Raw genomic sequence first — 15,313 nt, forward strand, 5'->3', positions numbered from 1 at the left:
CCGTCAAGATTCGCGGTGCCGCGTTCACCGACGCTGACGGCCGGACGGCCCTCCTCGCCGAGGTCGAGCGCTACCGTGCCGACCACGCGGCCACCCTCGCCGGCTACCTGGTCGGAGAGCGCCGCGACTCGACGAGACCTCCCGGCGGCTGCTGCGCGCTACCGTCGACTGGTTCGAGCAGCGCGGCAAGCGGGCCCTGGTCGACAGCTACAACCGCCACGAGTGGTACGCCGACTTCCTCGACTTCGCCGCCGAGGAGAAGCTCTTCGCCACCTTCCTCACCCCGGCGGGCGACGGCGACGGCGCCCCGGACAAGCGCTGGGACACCGCGCGCAACGCCGCGCTCAGCGAGATCCTCAGCTTCTACGGCCTCGGCTACTGGTACGCCTGGCAGGTCACCGTGCTCGGCCTCGGGCCGGTCTGGCAGAGCGGGAACGACACCGCCCGGGCCCGCGCCGCCGCGCTGCTCGACGAGGAACACGTCATGGCCTTCGGCCTCTCCGAGCGGCCGCACGGCGCAGACATCTACTCCACCGACATGCTGCTCACCCCGACGGGCAGGGCGGCTTCCGGGTCAACAGCGGCAAGTCCTACATCGGCAATGGCAACGTCGCCGGGCTGGTCTCCGTCTTCGGCCGCCGCGTCGACATCGAAGGCCCCGAGGGGCACGTCTTCTTCGCCGCCGACAGCCGGCGCCCCGCGTACCGGCTGGTCCGCAACGTGGTCAACGCGCAGACGTACGTCAGCGAGTTCCGGCTCGAGGACTATCCGGTGCGCGCCGAGGACGTGCTGCACACCGGACCAACCTGCCTTCGACGCCGCGTTGAACACGGTCGACGTGGGCAAGTTCAACCTCTGCACGGCTTCCATCGGCATCTGTGAGCACGCCATGTACGAGGCGGTCACCCACGCCCATCACCGCATGCTCTACGGACGGCGGGTCACCGACTTCCCGCACGTGCGACGCGAACTGACCGACGCGAGACGCCCGCCTGGTGGCGATGAAGCTGTTCAGCGACCGGGCGGTCGACTACTTCCGCTCGGCAGGACCGGACGACCGGCGGTACCTGCCGTTCAACCCGATGACCAAGATGAAGGTCACCACCGAGGGCGAGAAGGTCATCGACCTGCTCTGGGACGTCATCGCCGCCAAGGGTTTCGAGGCCGACAATTCGCGACACCGAGCGCACCGCCCGGATCTGGGAACAGGTCGCCGCCCTCGCAGGCGCGTACGAGATGCACCCCTGACGAGAACCTGCGCGGCCCGCTGCTCTCCGCGCTACCAACCTGATGACGTGAGCGAAGCACCCGTCCCTGATTCACTATCGTCATCAGGTTCGTAGCCAGGGACAAGCGTTGGCCTGCCGCGACGTGGGCACTGACCACCGTCCGGGCCGCGCTGTGCCGACAATGGCCACCCTCATCAAGGACGAGGCGGACACCAAAAGCGCATCGGCGCAGCTTGGGCACTCCAGCGAGGAGGTCACTGACACCTACTACACCGCCAAGCCCGTTCAAGCCCCGGACGTCTCGGAGATCCTTGAGCGACTCGGTGCCGACCGCAACGGGTGTCTCGCGCCCGGCGCGCCCAACGACGCACATGGATGACAAATCTGGTTGCCGACCACCGTCTCCGTGCCAGAGCCGAAGATCGGACAGTCCCATTGCCGGCCGCCGTTTCGGACGCCGCTGGTCGGGCCGGGGTAGACGTGGCGCGGCCACCGCGCGATCGTCTATGTGGTGTGGACGAGCCCCAAGATCTTGCGGTGGCCGCAGGCCACAACGTGGATCGCTACGGCTGGAGGGGGAGCGTCCTTACCGTTCTGTTCGCTCGGACCGCCTCGCGGCGTACCGTCGCGCTTTCCTCGAGTCGAAGCTCTATGTCGCGGCCTTGACGAGCAGGGCCTTGACGAGCAGGGCCGTGGCGGCACATGCGGCGATGGCGAGCACAGCGGGCCGGATCCTTCCCGAGTCGAGGCGCCTACGCAGCGGGGCCGCCAGTGCGAAGCCGACCGCCACGAACGGGAGCATGAGCAGGCCACCAATGACCGAGCGCCGTTCGAGATGATTGGCCAGTTGCAGCATGCTCAGTGAGCCGGCCGCGCCGACTACGAAGAACGCCGAAAGTGTGGCGCGCAGCTTGGCACCGCCCGCCCGCTGGTAAATGAGCGCCATCGGCGGGCCTCCGATGGCAGCTGTGGTGGCGGTGACTGCGGCGACGCCGCCCGCGACGGAGAGGGTCAGACGCGTGCGGGGCACGTCCACGGGAAGCAGGCTGATGCCCACGGCCACCAGCACGGTCATGGCGACCACGGCCTCCATACCGCGTCCGGGGAACGCGGCGATCAGCCAGACTCCGCAAATCGTGCCGGGGAGGCGGCCGAGCAGCGCCCAACCCAGGCCGGGAAAGTCGATGTGCCTCCACTCCCTGACCAGGGTCAGCAGCGGCAGCACCGTGCTGACGACCAGCAGCGACGCGGGCATCAGGGACGGGTCGGCGACGGTGATGACCGGTGCCGCCACGACGCCCAGGCCGAAGCCCACACTGCTCTGTACGAGCGCGCCGACGCACGCTGCGATCCCGACAACGAGCAGCAGTTGGTAGCTGAACATCGTCAGTAGGAGGTGCTCGGCGTCCACGGCCCGTGGGCACTGCGGAGCCGGGCGACCATCTCCCCCACGGTCGCGTCTGCGCGAATGGCGTCGATACATTCGGGCATGAGGTTGTCGCCGGCCTGGGCCGCGGCGGTGAGGTCGACGATGGCGGCGACGGCACGGGCGTCGCGGCGCTCCCGCAGCGCGGCCAGCGAGTGCACCTGGGCCTCCTCCAGCGCGGGGTTGACCCGTGACACGTCGAGCGGCTCGGTCCGGGCCGGGAACCGGTGGACGCCCACCACTATCGGCTCACGAGTCTCGACCTCGCGGGCGTACGCGTAGGCGGCACCGGACAGTTCCCGTGTCTGGGTTGTTTGTAGGAGGAAAGCCGCCGGCGGTGGGGCTGGGTCCGTCTTCGCCACAGCGGCACTATCCACGGTGGTCGTCGTCACGTGGATCATCGATTGCGTTCGTTGGGTCCGATGGCGCTAGTGCGGATGGGACGTTGTCTGTCGAGGGTGTAGGCAGCGGTCGCGAGGACCCCGCCCTGGACCTCGTCGGTGGCTGGCTCCCAGGTCGCCCCACCGAGGTGGTCCTCGGCCCTGTCGCTCGGGTGGTAGCCGATGGCGCGGCCGGCCTCACGGTCCCACCATCCCAGCTGGTTCGCCGAGACCCCATAGAAGGTCGCGTACGTGAGGTCGGGGGTTGACATTGCCGCGACGAAGGCGGCCGTTGCGTCTCTAGGGCTGAGCCAGGTGTGGCGGTGTCGAGGCTCGGTGGGACGAGGCCGGCAACTTCCGATGCGCAGGCACGCCACTTCAAGGCCAAACTTGTCGGCGTAGAGTCTGGCCACGGCTTCGCCCGCAACCTTGCTGACGCCATAAAACCCATCGGGGCGTACTGGCATGTCCGGAACCACCGGTACGGTCGTAGGGTAATAGCCGGTGACATGGTTGCTGCTGGCGAAGATGACGCGCGCAACGCTTGCCCGCCGGGCCGCCTCGAACACGTGGTAGGTACCGACGATGTTGACCTCGGTGAGGTCCCGGAAGTCGGCCTCGTCGGCTATTCCAGCGAGGTGGATGACGCCTTGGACGCCGGCCATTGCCTCGGTGAGGCCGGGCAGGTCCTGCAGGTCCAGGCTGTAAACGCGCTCGTTTGGCGACTCGGCGGTCAGCGGCTTGATGTCAAGCAGCCGCAGGCCCGGCACGACGGGGCGTAGTCCGGTACGCAGAATTCCACCGATCTGCCCAGCGGCCCCGGTGAGCAGCCACTCGCCGTCCAGCCTTGTCATCTTGCCTCCCATGGGTGGGGCGTCGCCGGCACGGCGGTCGCCGGAGCGGGTCGGCGCGGATACGGCTCGGCCATCGGTGTCAGTCGACCGGTCGCAGCCAGGTCAGCAGCGCAGGGTCAGCGGCCAGCCTGGCATCGAGCGTCGCGCGGTGCTCGGGTGACAGGGCCGGCAGCGGGGACCGGGGTGCTCCGCCGGGTAGCCCACGCCGGTCAAGCAGGTGCTTCGCGGACGCGATGTAGGGCAGCCCGGCCGTCGCGGCCTGCAACCGCGCGACGGTGAGCTGCAGGTCCCGGGCTTCGGCGAGGCGTTCCTGGCGGTGCGCCGCGACGATGGCCGCGAACAGTTCGGGGACCACGTTGGCCAATGTGGACACCGCGCCCGCGGCGCCCATCGTCAGGGCTCCCAGCAGCAGGACGTTGTTTCCGGTGTACACGACCGGCGGATCGGGCTGGGACAGGTAGGTGGTGATCCGGGCGAGCGAGTCCCCGGTGTCCTTGAGCCCGCACAGGTTGGGGATCTCGCGAATCATTTTGATCACGAGGTCCGGGCCCAGTGCGTAGCCGGTCCGGTCCGGGTTGTCGTACACGTAGTGGGCGCAGTCCGGCGCGGCCTGCGCGACGCGGGTGAAATGCTCGAGCTGGGACTCCGGCGTGTACGGGAAGAACAGCGGCGGTAGCGACGCGATCGCGTTGGCTCCGCATCCGGCCGCGTGGCGGGCTAGCTCCGCCGCCGTTGCGGTGTCCACGGCACCGCAGTGCACGACGACGGGCACCCGGGACGAGACGATCTTGAGCGCCGTCTCGGTGAATGCCTTGCGTTCATCCGCCGAGAGCAGAAGCCCCTCCCCCGAGGTGCCGAGGATGAACAGGCCGTCGACGCCGCGGCTGATCTGGAAGTCGATCAGAACGGCCAGTGCGGTCTCATCCGGCTTGCCATCGGCGCCGTATGGCGTCAGGAGGGCGGAGAGAACGCCCTCGGCGTGCGGTGGCGCTGTCGTGCTGCTGGTCATGCCTGTCCTACCTTGCTCTGCTGAAGGGCGCGCATCACGTTGCGGGCCTCGTCGCCCATCCGGGTGAACTGCGAGTCGGGGGTCTCCTCCTGGAGGTTGTCGCCGGACCACTGCGTCCTGTCCGCGGCGTCCTTGTCGATGTCCAACCGGATCAGGCACGGTCCGGGGGCGGCGAGGACGGTGTCGAGGTCGGCGGCGAGCGCAGCGGCGTCGGGGTAGCTGTGCGCTGCCGCGTAGCCGGCGGCGCTGGCCAGTCCCGTCCAGCTGATCCGATCGGCGGCGGGCAGCGCGAAGTTGGCGCCTCCCTCGAACCAGACACCGTTGTCGAAGACGAAGTGGTACAGGTTGCTCGGCCGGACCCCGGCCACCGTCACCAACGACCCAAGCTGCATGAGCAGACTTCCGTCCCCGTCGAGCAGGAGCACACTCCGGTCTGGTTGGGCGATGGCGATGCCCAGACCCAACGCCGAGGCGCCGCCCATCAATGGGACGCAGCTCAGGTTGAGGGGGCTCGGAGACAGCCGCGGGAACTGCCGCAGCGAGGACATCGTCGAGATGACGACGGCGTCCGGCGGCCGGTTGGCCGCGATCACTGACGCCGCCTCGGCCGTGCTCATTGCCATTTCCTGGACCCCCTGTCAGCGCTTCGCGTCGTGGACTTGTGCCGTGTCAGGCGTACCGCCCGCGCCGTTGTGATCGCTCGTCGCACTGCCGGGCCAGGCGGTGTAGGTGCCGACCAATGCCGCGGAGGGCCACTGCCGCTCGTGCGACAGTCGGTACGCCTTGCTCAGGTTGCCGACGTCCTCCGGTCGCTCGCACGGGAAGTACGGGATGTCGAGGGCGTCGAGGATGCGCTCGCAGTTGCGGACCAGCGGTCGCGCGGACTCCTGCGGCGGCCTGCCGAGGTTGGCGTACTCCCGCCCGAACTGCCCGATCATCATGAACAGCGGCAGGCGCGCGTCGATACCCACGGCACGGATCGCGTTGAGCGAGGCGTAGAGACCTTGGTTCTGCATCATGACCATCGGGCGTGCTCCGCCGATGTGCAGCCCGGCCGCCATCGTCACGGCTTCGTCCTCGGTGCACGTGTAGATCAGCTGCGGGTGCGCCGGGTTCGCCTCCAACGCGCGGTAGACCGACAGCATCACGTAGTCGGGGACGGTGACCACGTGGGTGATGCCGCAGTCGAGAAATTCGCGGACCGCTGCGTCCGGGTCGAGCTGATGCGTCGGCGGACGCAGGTCCGGCTGGTCTACATTCATCGCCACACCTTCCTCAGTGAACGCGGTTCGGTCGTCGGAGCCGTCGGCGATGCCGAGTGGAGCGGGGTGCGAGTCACGGGCGCGACGTCCCCGTTACGCGCGTCAGGCGGTCGGTGGCGAAGGCCAGCCCATGCCCGGCTGGCGTGTCAGCGCGCACGCCGTCGCTGGTCAGCGTGACCCCGCTGGGCCGGGACAGCGCGCTGAGCGCGTCGAAGGACGCGGAGTCGATGTCCTCGACCAGCGCCGGCAGGGGCAGGCAGAGGGCGAGCTGTCCCGAGATGTCCGGCAGCAGGTGCGGCATGACGGGGATGTCGAAAGTCCGGGCGAGCCGGGTGATGCGAAGGAAAGGGGTGATCCCGCCGACGCGGCAGACGTTGGGTTGAACGAAGTCGCATCCGCCGGCGACCAGCAGATCCCGGAACTGGCGTTCGGTGTAGAGGCTCTCACCGGTGGCGATGGGAATGTCGATCGCCTGACGCAGGTGTGCGTACCCCTGGGTGTCGTCGGCGGGCAGCGGCTCCTCCAGCCAGTGGATGTCGAATGCGGACAGGGCCTTCGCCGCGCGACGGGCGGCGGGGACGTCCCACAGCTGGTTCGCGTCGATCATGAGCATCCGGTCGGGCCCGATGATGCGGCGTACCGTGGCGACCCGCTCGATGTCCTCGTCCAGATCGGGCCGGCCGACCTTGATCTTGAATCGGGTGTGTCCGGCCGCGACCCAACGGCGCGCCTGTTCCTCGAGCTCCGCCATCGGCAGGTGCCGGTTGACGCCGCTGGCGTAGACGGGCACCTGGTCACGTTGCCGTCCGATGAGGTCGACGAGGCTCGACCCCGCCCGCTTCGCCGCCAGGTCCCACAGCGCGATGTCCACGGCGGCGATCGCCAGGGTGGTGACACCACCGGCGCCCGCCTCGCGTAGCCGCCACCACAACCGGTCCCACACGGCGGCGGGCACCACCGGTCCGCCCTCGACGAACGGGCGGCAGTCCTCCTCGATCATCGTCTGGATGGCGAGGGCGCCGATCTGGGGGGTCCAGGTGAAGCCCTGTCCGACCAGGCCGTCGCTGCTCTCCAACTCAGTGACAATCAGGTACTGGCAGGTCACGTCGATGTCCCACGGTTGCGACATGGGCAGCCGGTACGTGCTGGCGGTCAGGCGGTGCACACGCATGAGGTCGTCCTTCCGCGTCGGGGACTGGTCGGCTGGCACGGGGCAGGATCTGCCCCCCGGCGTACCTGTCACACTGGCGTCCCGGCGGCTCTGATCTTCGGCGAGAGGTGACAGCTCGCGAGGTGTCCTGCATCGACCTCGGCGAGTGGCGGCACTTCACGGCAGACGGCTTCGGCAAAGCGGCAGCGGGGGTGGAAGCTGCACCCCGATGGCGGGTTCTTCGGGCTCGGGATCTCCCCGGGCAGCAGCAACCGCCGCCGTCCCTGCCGGCGATGCGGGTCGGGCTCGGACACCGAGTCGAGCAGGGCCCGTGTGTACGGGTGGGCCGGGGCATCCAGCACCTGCTCGGCGGGGCCGATCTCCGCGACCCGGCCGAGGTACATCACGGCCAGCCGGTCGGCCAGGTAGTCGACGATCCGCAGGTTGTGCGTGATGACCAGGTAGGTCAGGCCGTGGCTGGCCCGCAGCGAACGCAACAGGCTCAGGATCTTTGCCGCGGCGGACACGTCGAGGCCGGCCGTCGGCTCGTCCGCAACCAGGAAGTCGGGGTGCAGCGACAAGGCCCGCGCGATGCCGATCCGGCGCGCCTGCCCGCCGGAGAGCTCATGCGGGTACTTCTGTGCGAGCGCTGCCGACAGTTCGACCATCTCCAGCAGCTCAGCGACCGAGTAGCGCTGCTCTGCCGGCACGTCGTGAATCCGGTACGGCTCGCTGAGCAGCTCCGATACGCGAAGCCGCGGGGACAGGCTGCCGTGCGGGTCCTGGAAGATCATTTGCATCTTCGGCCGTAGTCGGCGGAACTCGGCTCCCCGAAGCCCGGTGATGTCCCGCCCCTGGAAGAAGATCTGCCCGTGTGTCGCGGGGGCCAGTCGCAGGATGGCGCGGCCCAGCGTCGTCTTGCCCGATCCGGACTCCCCCACGAGGCAGACCACCTCGCCGCGGCGGATGTCCAGGTCGACGCCGTCGACAGCGCGCACCGCACCAGGCTGCCGGCCGCGTAGGCGCTGGAACCACCACTGCCGGTCGACGTAGTGGGTCCGCAGCCCCCGGACGCTGACGATGGGGTCCGGCCGGTCGTGGTCGTTGGTCACGGCTGTTCCTTCCGCCCGGCGCTCGCCACGTTCGGCTGGCGCAGGTTGGCGTGCCCGGATTCGGCGTCGTAGAGGCGGCAGCGCACCCGCTGCCCCGTCACCTCGACGTATCGGGGCCGCTGCTCTTCGCAGCGGGGTTCGGCGTGCGCGCACCGGTTCGCGAACGCGCAGCCTTCGGGCAGCTCGGCGAGGGACGGCACCCGTCCCGGGATCGTCGGGAGCTCGGACCCTCGCCACCGCCGCGACGGGACGGACGCCAGCAGCGCTTCGGTGTAAGGGTGCCGCGGATGGTCGAACAGGTCCGTCACCGTGGCCGCCTCGACGGCCCGCCCGGCGTACATCACCACGACCCGGTCGCACATCTGGGCCACGACCCCGAGGTCATGGGTGATGAACAGGATGGCGGTCCCGCGTTCGTCGCGCAGGTCGCACAGCAACTGAAGGATCTGTGCTTCGAGGGTCACGTCCAGCGCCGAGGTGACTTCGTCGGCGATCAGCAGCGCCGGTTCCAGCAGGAGCGCCATCGCGATCATGATGCGCTGGCGTTGACCACCGGAGAACTCGTGCGGGTACGACCGGAGGCGGGCCGCCGAGTCGGGAATACCGACCCGCTCCAGCATCTCGACGATGCGGCGCCGAGCCGCCGCGCGGTCCGCCCGCGCCGGGGAGTGGGCGCGCAGCACATCGCGCATCTGGCTGCCGATCGTCAGGGTGGGGTTGAGGCTCGTCAGCGGATCCTGGAAGACCATGGAGATCTCGCTGCCCCGCAGCCGCCTGCGCTCTTCCGGCCCCAGCGTGAACAGGTCGCGTCCCCGGTAGAGCGCCCGCCCGCCGGTCACCTCGCCGTTCGGGGGCAGCAGCCCGAGGAGCGCGGCCGACAGGGTCGACTTGCCGCAGCCCGATTCCCCGACGATGCCGATGATCTCGCCTGGGCGGGCCGTGATGGTCACGTCCTGCAGGGCGGCGAGGGCGCGCCCCTGCGAGTGGTACGTGACGTCCAGACCGTCGACCTCGAGCAGGTACGGGTCGTTGATGCGAGCGTCATCGGTCATAGCGCAACCCCTTGGCTCCGGAGAGGCGTGGATCGGAGACATCGCGCAGGGTTTCGCCGAGCGTGGTGAACCCGATGGTGGTCAGCACGAGCGCCAGTGCCGTCCAGAGCACGGCCCACGGCGCCTCGTACACGTCTGCGAAGCCGTCGCTCAGGATGACGCCCCACGACGGCGTCGGCGGCTGTACGCCCATGCCGAGGAACGACAGGCCCGCCTCGACCGTGATGGCGCTCGGGATGTTCATCGCCAGCAGGATGAACAGCGGCGCGATGACGTTGGGCAGCACGTGTACGCCGATGATCCGCAGGGTGCTGGCGCCCAGGGACCGTTCGGCCTCGATGAACGGGCTCTGCCGCAGGGCGAGGACGGATGCCCGGGTCACGCGTGCCGACTGCGGTGCGAAGGTGATGGCGACGACGATGACGAGGTTGGTCAGCGAGGGGCCGAGCACAGCGACGAGCACCAGCGCGAGCACGACCGACGGGAACGCCTGGATCGTGTCCATGAACACGACCACCGCGTTGTCCACCCACCCGCCCAGGTACCCGGCGACGAGCCCCAGTAGGAGTCCGAGCACGAGTGCGGCGCAGACGGCGGGGAGTGCCACGGCGAGTTCGACGCGGACGCCGAGCAGGATTCTCGACAGCAGGTCCCGGCCGAGCCCGTCGGTGCCGAGCAGGTGGCTGCCGGACGGGCCCTGGAGCCGGTTGGGGATGTCCTGTACCGCTCCGTCGTAGGGAACGATGTACGGGGCGAACACGGCGACGAGCACGAGTGCGGCGACGACCGCCATGCCGAAGGCGCCGGCGGGGCGCCGGACAAGGCGCCCGAGCAGCGGACGTACGCCTGTCGAGGGGCGCGTCTCCAGGTCGGGTGCGGAAGCGATGGTCACGTCAGGCTCCTACCGCAGAGTCCTCGACACGGATCCGTGGGTCCACCAGCCGGTAGGACAGGTCCGCGAGAAGGTTCGTGAGGACATAGAACAGCGCGATCACCAGGACGGCTCCTTGAACGATGGGGAAGTTCCGCTCGGAGATCGCTTCCACGGTGAGCCGCCCGAGTCCCGGTCGGGAGAAGATGATCTCGACGAGGACGGCGCCGCCGAGCAGGTCGGCGAGGCCCGAGCTGAGCACGGCGACCGTGGGGATGATGGCGTTCTTCAACGCCCACTTGTAGAAGATGATCCGGTCGCGCACACCGAACGCCCGAGAGGTGCGCACGTAGTTCGAGCCGAGCACCGACAGCATGCTGGTGCGCACGAGCCGTGCCACGTATCCGATCCAGGCGATCGCCAGCGCGCACGCCGGCAGTACCAGGTGCGTGGCGTAGTCCAGAGGGTTCGCGAAGCTGCCCGTGCCGAGCGCCGGTAGCACGTCCAGTTGGACGGCGAAGACGATCAGCAGCAGCAGTGCGGCGATGTAGGACGGCATCGTGATGAACCCGATGGACAGCAGGGCCATGGCCCGGTCGGCCAGCGAGTTCTGCCGCCGGGCGGCGTAGACGCCGAGTGGGATACCGACGAGCGCCGCGAGGCCCAGCGCAGTGATCGCAAGCACCACGGTATGCGGGATGGCCTCCGCGATCAGCTGCGTGACCGGCGTGCGGGACAAGAAGTCCAGGCCGAGATCGCCGCGCAGGGCGCCCACGACGAAGTCCCACACCTGGACTGGGATGGGATCGTCGAGCCCCATCTCCGCGCGGACGACCTCGACCTGGGCCGGCGTGGCCTGTGGCCCGAGGACGATCTCGACCGGATCCCCGGGCACCAGGTGCACGAGGAGGGAGAGGAAGGTCATCACGGTGAGCACGACGACGACCGTCATGCCCAGCCGTTTGAGCAGGTACGTGGCCACTGGTTGTCTCCGGTTGCTGTCGGTGCGGTCCTAGGCGTCTCGGCCGAAGGTCCAGGGGATGAAGTCTCCGTCGGGGCGGATCGGCGTCTTCAGGCCCTTGCGCTTGCCGAGGAACGCCGTCGGCCACGCCACCCACAGCGCCACCGCGTCCTCATCCATGAGCTGCTGCATCCGGATGTACATGTCGTTGCGCTTTGCGGGATCGCGTTCGACGAGCGCCTCGTTGTGCAGGCGGGTGAACTCCTTGTTGTCCCAGCTCATCCAGTTCCACTCGCCGACCTGGTCGCTGGTGAACCACTTCGTCGACCAGGACGGGTCGGGCTTGGTGGAGTAGCTCATGTAGAAGAGCTGCTTCTGGGCGTTCGCCTCCGGGGTGGCCTGGTTGAAGACACCGCCCTCCTGGACGAGCACCTTCACGTCGAAGCCCACCTCGTTGAGGTTGGCCTGCACGATCTCGGCGACCTTGGGCCCGCCAGGCGTTCCGCTCGACACCGACATCTCGATCTTCATGCCCTGCGCGCCGGCCTTGGCCAGGAACTCCTTGGCCTTGGCCAGATCGCGCTGATAGACGGGCGCGCCCTTCCAGTAGCCGATCGGCATGCCGGGCGCGACGATCCCGGTCGCCCGGGTCCATTGGCCGTTGAAGGCACCGGCGATGATGGCGGGAACGTCGATGCCGTGGATAACCGCCAGCCGCACGTCCTTGTTCTTGAAGTTCGGGTGGGCGGTGTTGATGCCGATCCAGTTGTAGCGCAGCGATGTCTTGTCGATGACCTCGAAGCTGCGGTTCTTCTTGATCCGCGCGACCGCCGCCGGTCCCAGCACGGCGAAGTCGAGCTCGTCGGTCTCCAGCGCGATGGTCGTAGGGTTGTCCTCGGCGATGACGACGAACCGGAGCTCTTCCCACAGCGGCTTGCCCGCGTAGTCGGCGGCGCCACCGTAGTTCGCGAACTTCTTGAGCACGACGTGCTGGTTGCGCTTCCACTCGACGAACTCGTACGGGCCCGTGCCGATCGGGCTGGTGCCGAATGCCTCGCCCCGCTCCTCGACCGCACGCTTCGAGACGATCTCACCCGAGCCGACCGGCAGGGTCGTGGCGAGCAGCGGAGCGAACGGCTCCTTCAGCACAATCGTCCCGCTGTACTTGTCGTGGACCTCGACGCCCTTGAGGGTGGCCCAGTCCGACTTGTATGACGACTTGATCTTCGGCTCGGTCAGCCCGGCGATCCGCTCGTACGAGAACTTGACGTCCTCGGCCGTCAGCTCGCCGTAGCCGCCGTGGAACTGGATTCCCTTCTTCAGGGTGAAGTTGTAGCGCAGCCCGTCACTGGATGGTTCGAACGTCTCCGCCAACTCGTTGGCCAGCTCGAACGTGTCCGGCCGGTAGGTCACCAGGTGCTGAAAGATGTTGGCCCGGACGGTCGTGTTGGTGTGCCCGGCGTTGAACGCCGGGTCCAGGTTTGAGATGTCGTCGTCGAGGTGGATCCGCAGCAGCTTGGTCGAGATGTCAGCCCCGGCCCCGTCCTCGCCGCCGCAGGCGGCCAGCAGCGAACTCACCCCGGCGAGAGAGACGCCGAGCGCCGAGAACTTGAGCAGATTGCGGCGGCTCAGACCGCCGGGAGTCCGGTTACCGATGTTGCTCGCGTCCATGATCTCCACCTTCGAAACTGTGCAGCTGGCAGGGAAGGCCGGGCCCAGGAACCGTTGCGGTGTCACGCAGTGGGGTCGCCCCCGTGACGGACTCAACAGTGTGACGCAGACGACCCGCTTGTTCCGCTGAGATGAAAGCAGTTCTACCCAGCGAAAGTCAACGGTCTTGTCAGTGTCATCTGGGGCAGTTAGCAGTGGTCACGGGGCACCTCGAAGTCGCGGGTGCTCTCGAAGACCCGTCGGTCGCTCTCGAAGGCATTCACGGTGTTCGTCACCCGGAAGTTCTCGGGGTCTGCCGTCATGACGCTGTGGGCCTCGATACGGATACGCCAGCCGTCGCGGGCCAGATGGTAGGTCGTCTCACTGCTCACCCTGGCCGAGAGCGGGTCGCCCTCAGTGATCGCGTACGTCTCGAGCCTGGACCGCCGTTTCGCGAGCCCGGTGGTGGTCACGGTCGTGTCGTCCTCCGACCTGCGCAGGATTTCCACCGTCCCGGTCGCCAGGTCGCGGACGATCACCCGCCCGCCGGCGGGGTCTTGGGGGTTGGACACCACGGGCGCCGGCGCCGCCGTCTCGGGCTCGCCGAAGGCCGCCAGCTGCCCGTCCTCCGGCCGAGGGGTGCGTACCGGCAGGTCCAGCCGCGTCGATCCGCCGGTGAACAGCGACAACGCGAACTGCTCCGGGGGCGGCCACACCCATGGCCAGTAGGAGGACGAGACGGCCAGTCGCAGCCGGTGCCCCGCCGGCACCGCCTGGGCGATGGCGTTCATCGACACGGTGACCTCGTACCGCCGGCCAGGTTTGAGGGCCCGAGGATGCTCGTGGCCATCGGCGTGGCTGAGGTTGAGCACACCGCGCGTGACGAGCAGCGACGAGCCGTCCGGCGCGACGTCACACAGCCGGACGACCACCGTGGCGAGCGGCCGCGACGAGGCCAGCGAGAGCGTGACCTCGGGGAAGCCGAAGATCTCGATCCGGTCCGCCAGCGGCTTTGTGTCGAAGCACAGCGACCGGGCGTCCTCGGCCCGCTGGTCCAACGGGAGGTCGGCCGCACCGCCGGCCGGACACCAGTCGCCGGCATCCAGGCCGACGAGCTGAGTCCCGTCGATCTCCAGGCGCCGCTCCGCGACCGGGTGGTCGACCAGCGCCCCCGCATCCAGCATGTACGCCAGGCGCTGGTCGTCTGTCCGGGGCCAGGACGGTTCGGCCACCCACCGCCCGGGACGCACGTCGTAGGCGGGACGGGGCGGCACGGGCTCCTGCATCCAGGCGCGCAGCATGGGCTCGTCCATGATCCCGGTGTCGACGCCCTTGAGCCAGTGGTCCCACCAGCGCAGGCACTCCTGGAGGAACCCGATCGCAGGGCCGGGTACGCCGGACTCCGGATACTGGTGGCCCCACGGGCCGATCAGTGCCTTGCGCGGACCGGGGAGGCCGGCGAGCAGGCGCGGGATCGCGTCCGAGTATGCGTCCGCCCAGCCACCGACGGCGTATACCGGGCACTCGATCGCCGAGTAGTCCTCACAGACGGAACCGTGCTTCCAGTAGTCGTCCCGTCGCTGGTGGGTGAGCCAGGCCTCGACGAACGGCGGGCTGCCCTCCAGCCGCTCCAGCCACATCTCTCGCCAGCGCTCGCCGGCCACGGCCGGGTCCGGCGGCAGCGCGTTGAAGCCGAGCATGGTCGACGCCCAGGGCAGCATCTTCGAGGCGAGAACGGTGCCGCCCAGGTAGTGGACGTCGTCGGCGTACCGGTCGTCGGTGGAACAGACGGTGATGATCGCGCCGAGCTCCGCGGGGCGGTGAGCCGCGATCTGAAGCCCGTTGAACCCGCCCCACGACTTGCCGATGATCCCGACCCTTCCGGTGCACCAGGGCTGCTCGGCCAACCAGCCGAGCACCTCCAGCGCGTCGTCCTGCTCCTGGGCGAGGTACTCGTCCAGGAGCACGCCCTCGGACTCGCCGCTGCCACGCATGTCCACCCGGACCGCGGCGTAGCCGTGCCCGGCGAAGTACGGATGCATCTGCGAGTCCCGTACGACCGTGCCATCGCCCTTGCGGTACGGGATGTACTCCAGGATCGCGGGGACCGGATCGGAGGACGCGTCCACGGGGAGCCACACCCGGGCGGATAGCCGGACGCCGTCACGCATCGAAATCCAGACGTGATCGATCACGTCGACCGGACGATCGAAGTGGGTCTTGATCCTACGGGCTCGTGCCATGCCGCCCCTCTGTCCTTCGCCCGCCCGTATCCGCCGCTCACGGCACCACGAGGTCGTCGAAGCGGGCCCGACGGAGGGCTTCTGCTGGCGACCGGGGGTCGGCTACTTTGACGT

16 protein-coding genes and 1 pseudogene are annotated in these 15,313 nt (G+C 68.9%); 4 read left to right on the forward strand and 13 right to left on the reverse strand.

Features of this window, described 5'->3' with window-relative positions; genetic code table 11:
• Nucleotides 1–8 precede the first annotated feature (8 nt).
• The 4 genes and pseudogenes from GKC29_RS30620 to GKC29_RS21760 all read left to right on the forward strand — a co-directional run bounded on the left by GKC29_RS30620 (nucleotide 9) and on the right by GKC29_RS21760 (nucleotide 1,608).
• Nucleotides 9–827 carry a hypothetical protein gene (locus tag GKC29_RS30620; protein ID WP_370463367.1) on the forward strand — a complete coding sequence of 273 codons (819 nt, stop codon included), beginning with the start codon at nucleotides 9–11 and terminating at the stop codon, nucleotides 825–827.
• 11 nt (nucleotides 828–838) lie between these two features.
• Nucleotides 839–922 (forward strand): annotated as a pseudogene (locus tag GKC29_RS30625) (hypothetical protein); the annotation flags it as partial.
• A 73-nt stretch (nucleotides 923–995) separates the two neighbouring features.
• A complete protein-coding gene (locus tag GKC29_RS30630) occupies nucleotides 996–1,343 on the forward strand; it encodes a hypothetical protein (RefSeq protein ID WP_370463380.1) in 348 nt (115 codons plus the stop codon).
• Nucleotides 1,344–1,410: 67 nt separating this feature from the next.
• Complete coding sequence (locus tag GKC29_RS21760; RefSeq protein WP_155332582.1) at nucleotides 1,411–1,608, forward strand: integrase; 198 nt, start codon at nucleotides 1,411–1,413, stop codon at nucleotides 1,606–1,608.
• A gap of 270 nt (nucleotides 1,609–1,878) precedes the next feature.
• Here the strand turns inward: GKC29_RS21760 and GKC29_RS21765 are convergent, their stop codons facing one another.
• From GKC29_RS21765 to GKC29_RS21825, 13 genes are all read right to left on the reverse strand, one after another.
• The gene (locus GKC29_RS21765) at nucleotides 1,879–2,640 is read right to left on the reverse strand and encodes a sulfite exporter TauE/SafE family protein (protein ID WP_230688757.1); all 762 of its coding nucleotides are present in this window, start codon (nucleotides 2,638–2,640) and stop codon (nucleotides 1,879–1,881) included.
• Entirely contained in the window at nucleotides 2,616–3,056 is a 441-nt protein-coding gene (locus tag GKC29_RS21770; RefSeq protein WP_155332583.1) for a methylmalonyl-CoA mutase family protein, read from the reverse strand. Before GKC29_RS21770 ends, GKC29_RS21765 begins: the two co-directional genes overlap by 25 nt.
• Nucleotides 3,053–3,889: an NAD(P)-dependent oxidoreductase gene (locus tag GKC29_RS21775; RefSeq protein WP_155332584.1), complete on the reverse strand. Its 837-nt coding sequence runs from the start codon at nucleotides 3,887–3,889 to the stop codon at nucleotides 3,053–3,055. The genes GKC29_RS21770 and GKC29_RS21775 overlap by 4 nt, the downstream gene beginning before the upstream one ends.
• Before the next feature lie 79 nt (nucleotides 3,890–3,968).
• On the reverse strand, nucleotides 3,969–4,898 hold the full coding sequence (locus GKC29_RS21780) for a dihydrodipicolinate synthase family protein (RefSeq protein WP_155332585.1): 930 nt from the start codon (nucleotides 4,896–4,898) through the stop codon (nucleotides 3,969–3,971).
• Entirely contained in the window at nucleotides 4,895–5,515 is a 621-nt protein-coding gene (locus GKC29_RS21785; protein WP_230688758.1) for a thiamine pyrophosphate-dependent enzyme, read from the reverse strand. Before GKC29_RS21785 ends, GKC29_RS21780 begins: the two co-directional genes overlap by 4 nt.
• Nucleotides 5,516–5,536: 21 nt before the next feature.
• A complete protein-coding gene (locus GKC29_RS21790) occupies nucleotides 5,537–6,160 on the reverse strand; it encodes a thiamine pyrophosphate-binding protein (protein WP_155332587.1) in 624 nt (207 codons plus the stop codon).
• A 73-nt stretch (nucleotides 6,161–6,233) separates the two neighbouring features.
• The gene (locus GKC29_RS21795) at nucleotides 6,234–7,331 is read right to left on the reverse strand and encodes a mandelate racemase/muconate lactonizing enzyme family protein (RefSeq protein ID WP_155332588.1); all 1,098 of its coding nucleotides are present in this window, start codon (nucleotides 7,329–7,331) and stop codon (nucleotides 6,234–6,236) included.
• 68 nt (nucleotides 7,332–7,399) lie between these two features.
• The gene (locus GKC29_RS21800) at nucleotides 7,400–8,308 is read right to left on the reverse strand and encodes an ABC transporter ATP-binding protein (RefSeq protein WP_230688759.1); all 909 of its coding nucleotides are present in this window, start codon (nucleotides 8,306–8,308) and stop codon (nucleotides 7,400–7,402) included.
• Between the two features lie 110 nt (nucleotides 8,309–8,418).
• Nucleotides 8,419–9,474, reverse strand: coding sequence for an ABC transporter ATP-binding protein (locus GKC29_RS21805; RefSeq protein ID WP_155332590.1), 1,056 nt, complete (start codon nucleotides 9,472–9,474; stop codon nucleotides 8,419–8,421).
• Nucleotides 9,464–10,366 (reverse strand): ABC transporter permease, encoded by a 903-nt coding sequence (locus GKC29_RS21810; protein ID WP_230688760.1) that lies wholly within the window; start codon nucleotides 10,364–10,366, stop codon nucleotides 9,464–9,466. The genes GKC29_RS21805 and GKC29_RS21810 overlap by 11 nt, the downstream gene beginning before the upstream one ends.
• Nucleotide 10,367: 1 nt before the next feature.
• The gene (locus GKC29_RS21815; RefSeq protein ID WP_155332591.1) at nucleotides 10,368–11,327 is read right to left on the reverse strand and encodes an ABC transporter permease; all 960 of its coding nucleotides are present in this window, start codon (nucleotides 11,325–11,327) and stop codon (nucleotides 10,368–10,370) included.
• A 30-nt stretch (nucleotides 11,328–11,357) separates the two neighbouring features.
• The gene (locus tag GKC29_RS21820) at nucleotides 11,358–12,977 is read right to left on the reverse strand and encodes an ABC transporter substrate-binding protein (RefSeq protein ID WP_155332592.1); all 1,620 of its coding nucleotides are present in this window, start codon (nucleotides 12,975–12,977) and stop codon (nucleotides 11,358–11,360) included.
• Between the two features lie 188 nt (nucleotides 12,978–13,165).
• A complete protein-coding gene (locus tag GKC29_RS21825) occupies nucleotides 13,166–15,199 on the reverse strand; it encodes a CocE/NonD family hydrolase (protein WP_155332593.1) in 2,034 nt (677 codons plus the stop codon).
• Nucleotides 15,200–15,313: the final 114 nt, after the last annotated feature.

The organism is Micromonospora sp. WMMC415 (assembly GCF_009707425.1).
Lineage (GTDB): Bacteria > Actinomycetota > Actinomycetes > Mycobacteriales > Micromonosporaceae > Micromonospora.

Excerpts from the sequence above, each read along its gene's own strand:
- GKC29_RS21790 (WP_155332587.1), bottom strand. The coding sequence starts at position 6,160 with ATGAATGTAGACCAGCCGGACCTGCGTCCGCCGACGCATCAGCTCGAC.
- GKC29_RS21775 (WP_155332584.1), bottom strand. The coding sequence starts at position 3,889 with ATGACAAGGCTGGACGGCGAGTGGCTGCTCACCGGGGCCGCTGGGCAG.
- GKC29_RS21760 (WP_155332582.1), top strand. The coding sequence starts at position 1,411 with ATGGCCACCCTCATCAAGGACGAGGCGGACACCAAAAGCGCATCGGCG.
- GKC29_RS21770 (WP_155332583.1), bottom strand. The coding sequence starts at position 3,056 with ATGATCCACGTGACGACGACCACCGTGGATAGTGCCGCTGTGGCGAAG.
- GKC29_RS21785 (WP_230688758.1), bottom strand. The coding sequence starts at position 5,515 with ATGAGCACGGCCGAGGCGGCGTCAGTGATCGCGGCCAACCGGCCGCCG.
- GKC29_RS21780 (WP_155332585.1), bottom strand. The coding sequence starts at position 4,898 with ATGACCAGCAGCACGACAGCGCCACCGCACGCCGAGGGCGTTCTCTCC.
- GKC29_RS21805 (WP_155332590.1), bottom strand. The coding sequence starts at position 9,474 with ATGACCGATGACGCTCGCATCAACGACCCGTACCTGCTCGAGGTCGAC.
- GKC29_RS21795 (WP_155332588.1), bottom strand. The coding sequence starts at position 7,331 with ATGCGTGTGCACCGCCTGACCGCCAGCACGTACCGGCTGCCCATGTCG.
- GKC29_RS21820 (WP_155332592.1), bottom strand. The coding sequence starts at position 12,977 with ATGGACGCGAGCAACATCGGTAACCGGACTCCCGGCGGTCTGAGCCGC.
- GKC29_RS21825 (WP_155332593.1), bottom strand. The coding sequence starts at position 15,199 with ATGGCACGAGCCCGTAGGATCAAGACCCACTTCGATCGTCCGGTCGAC.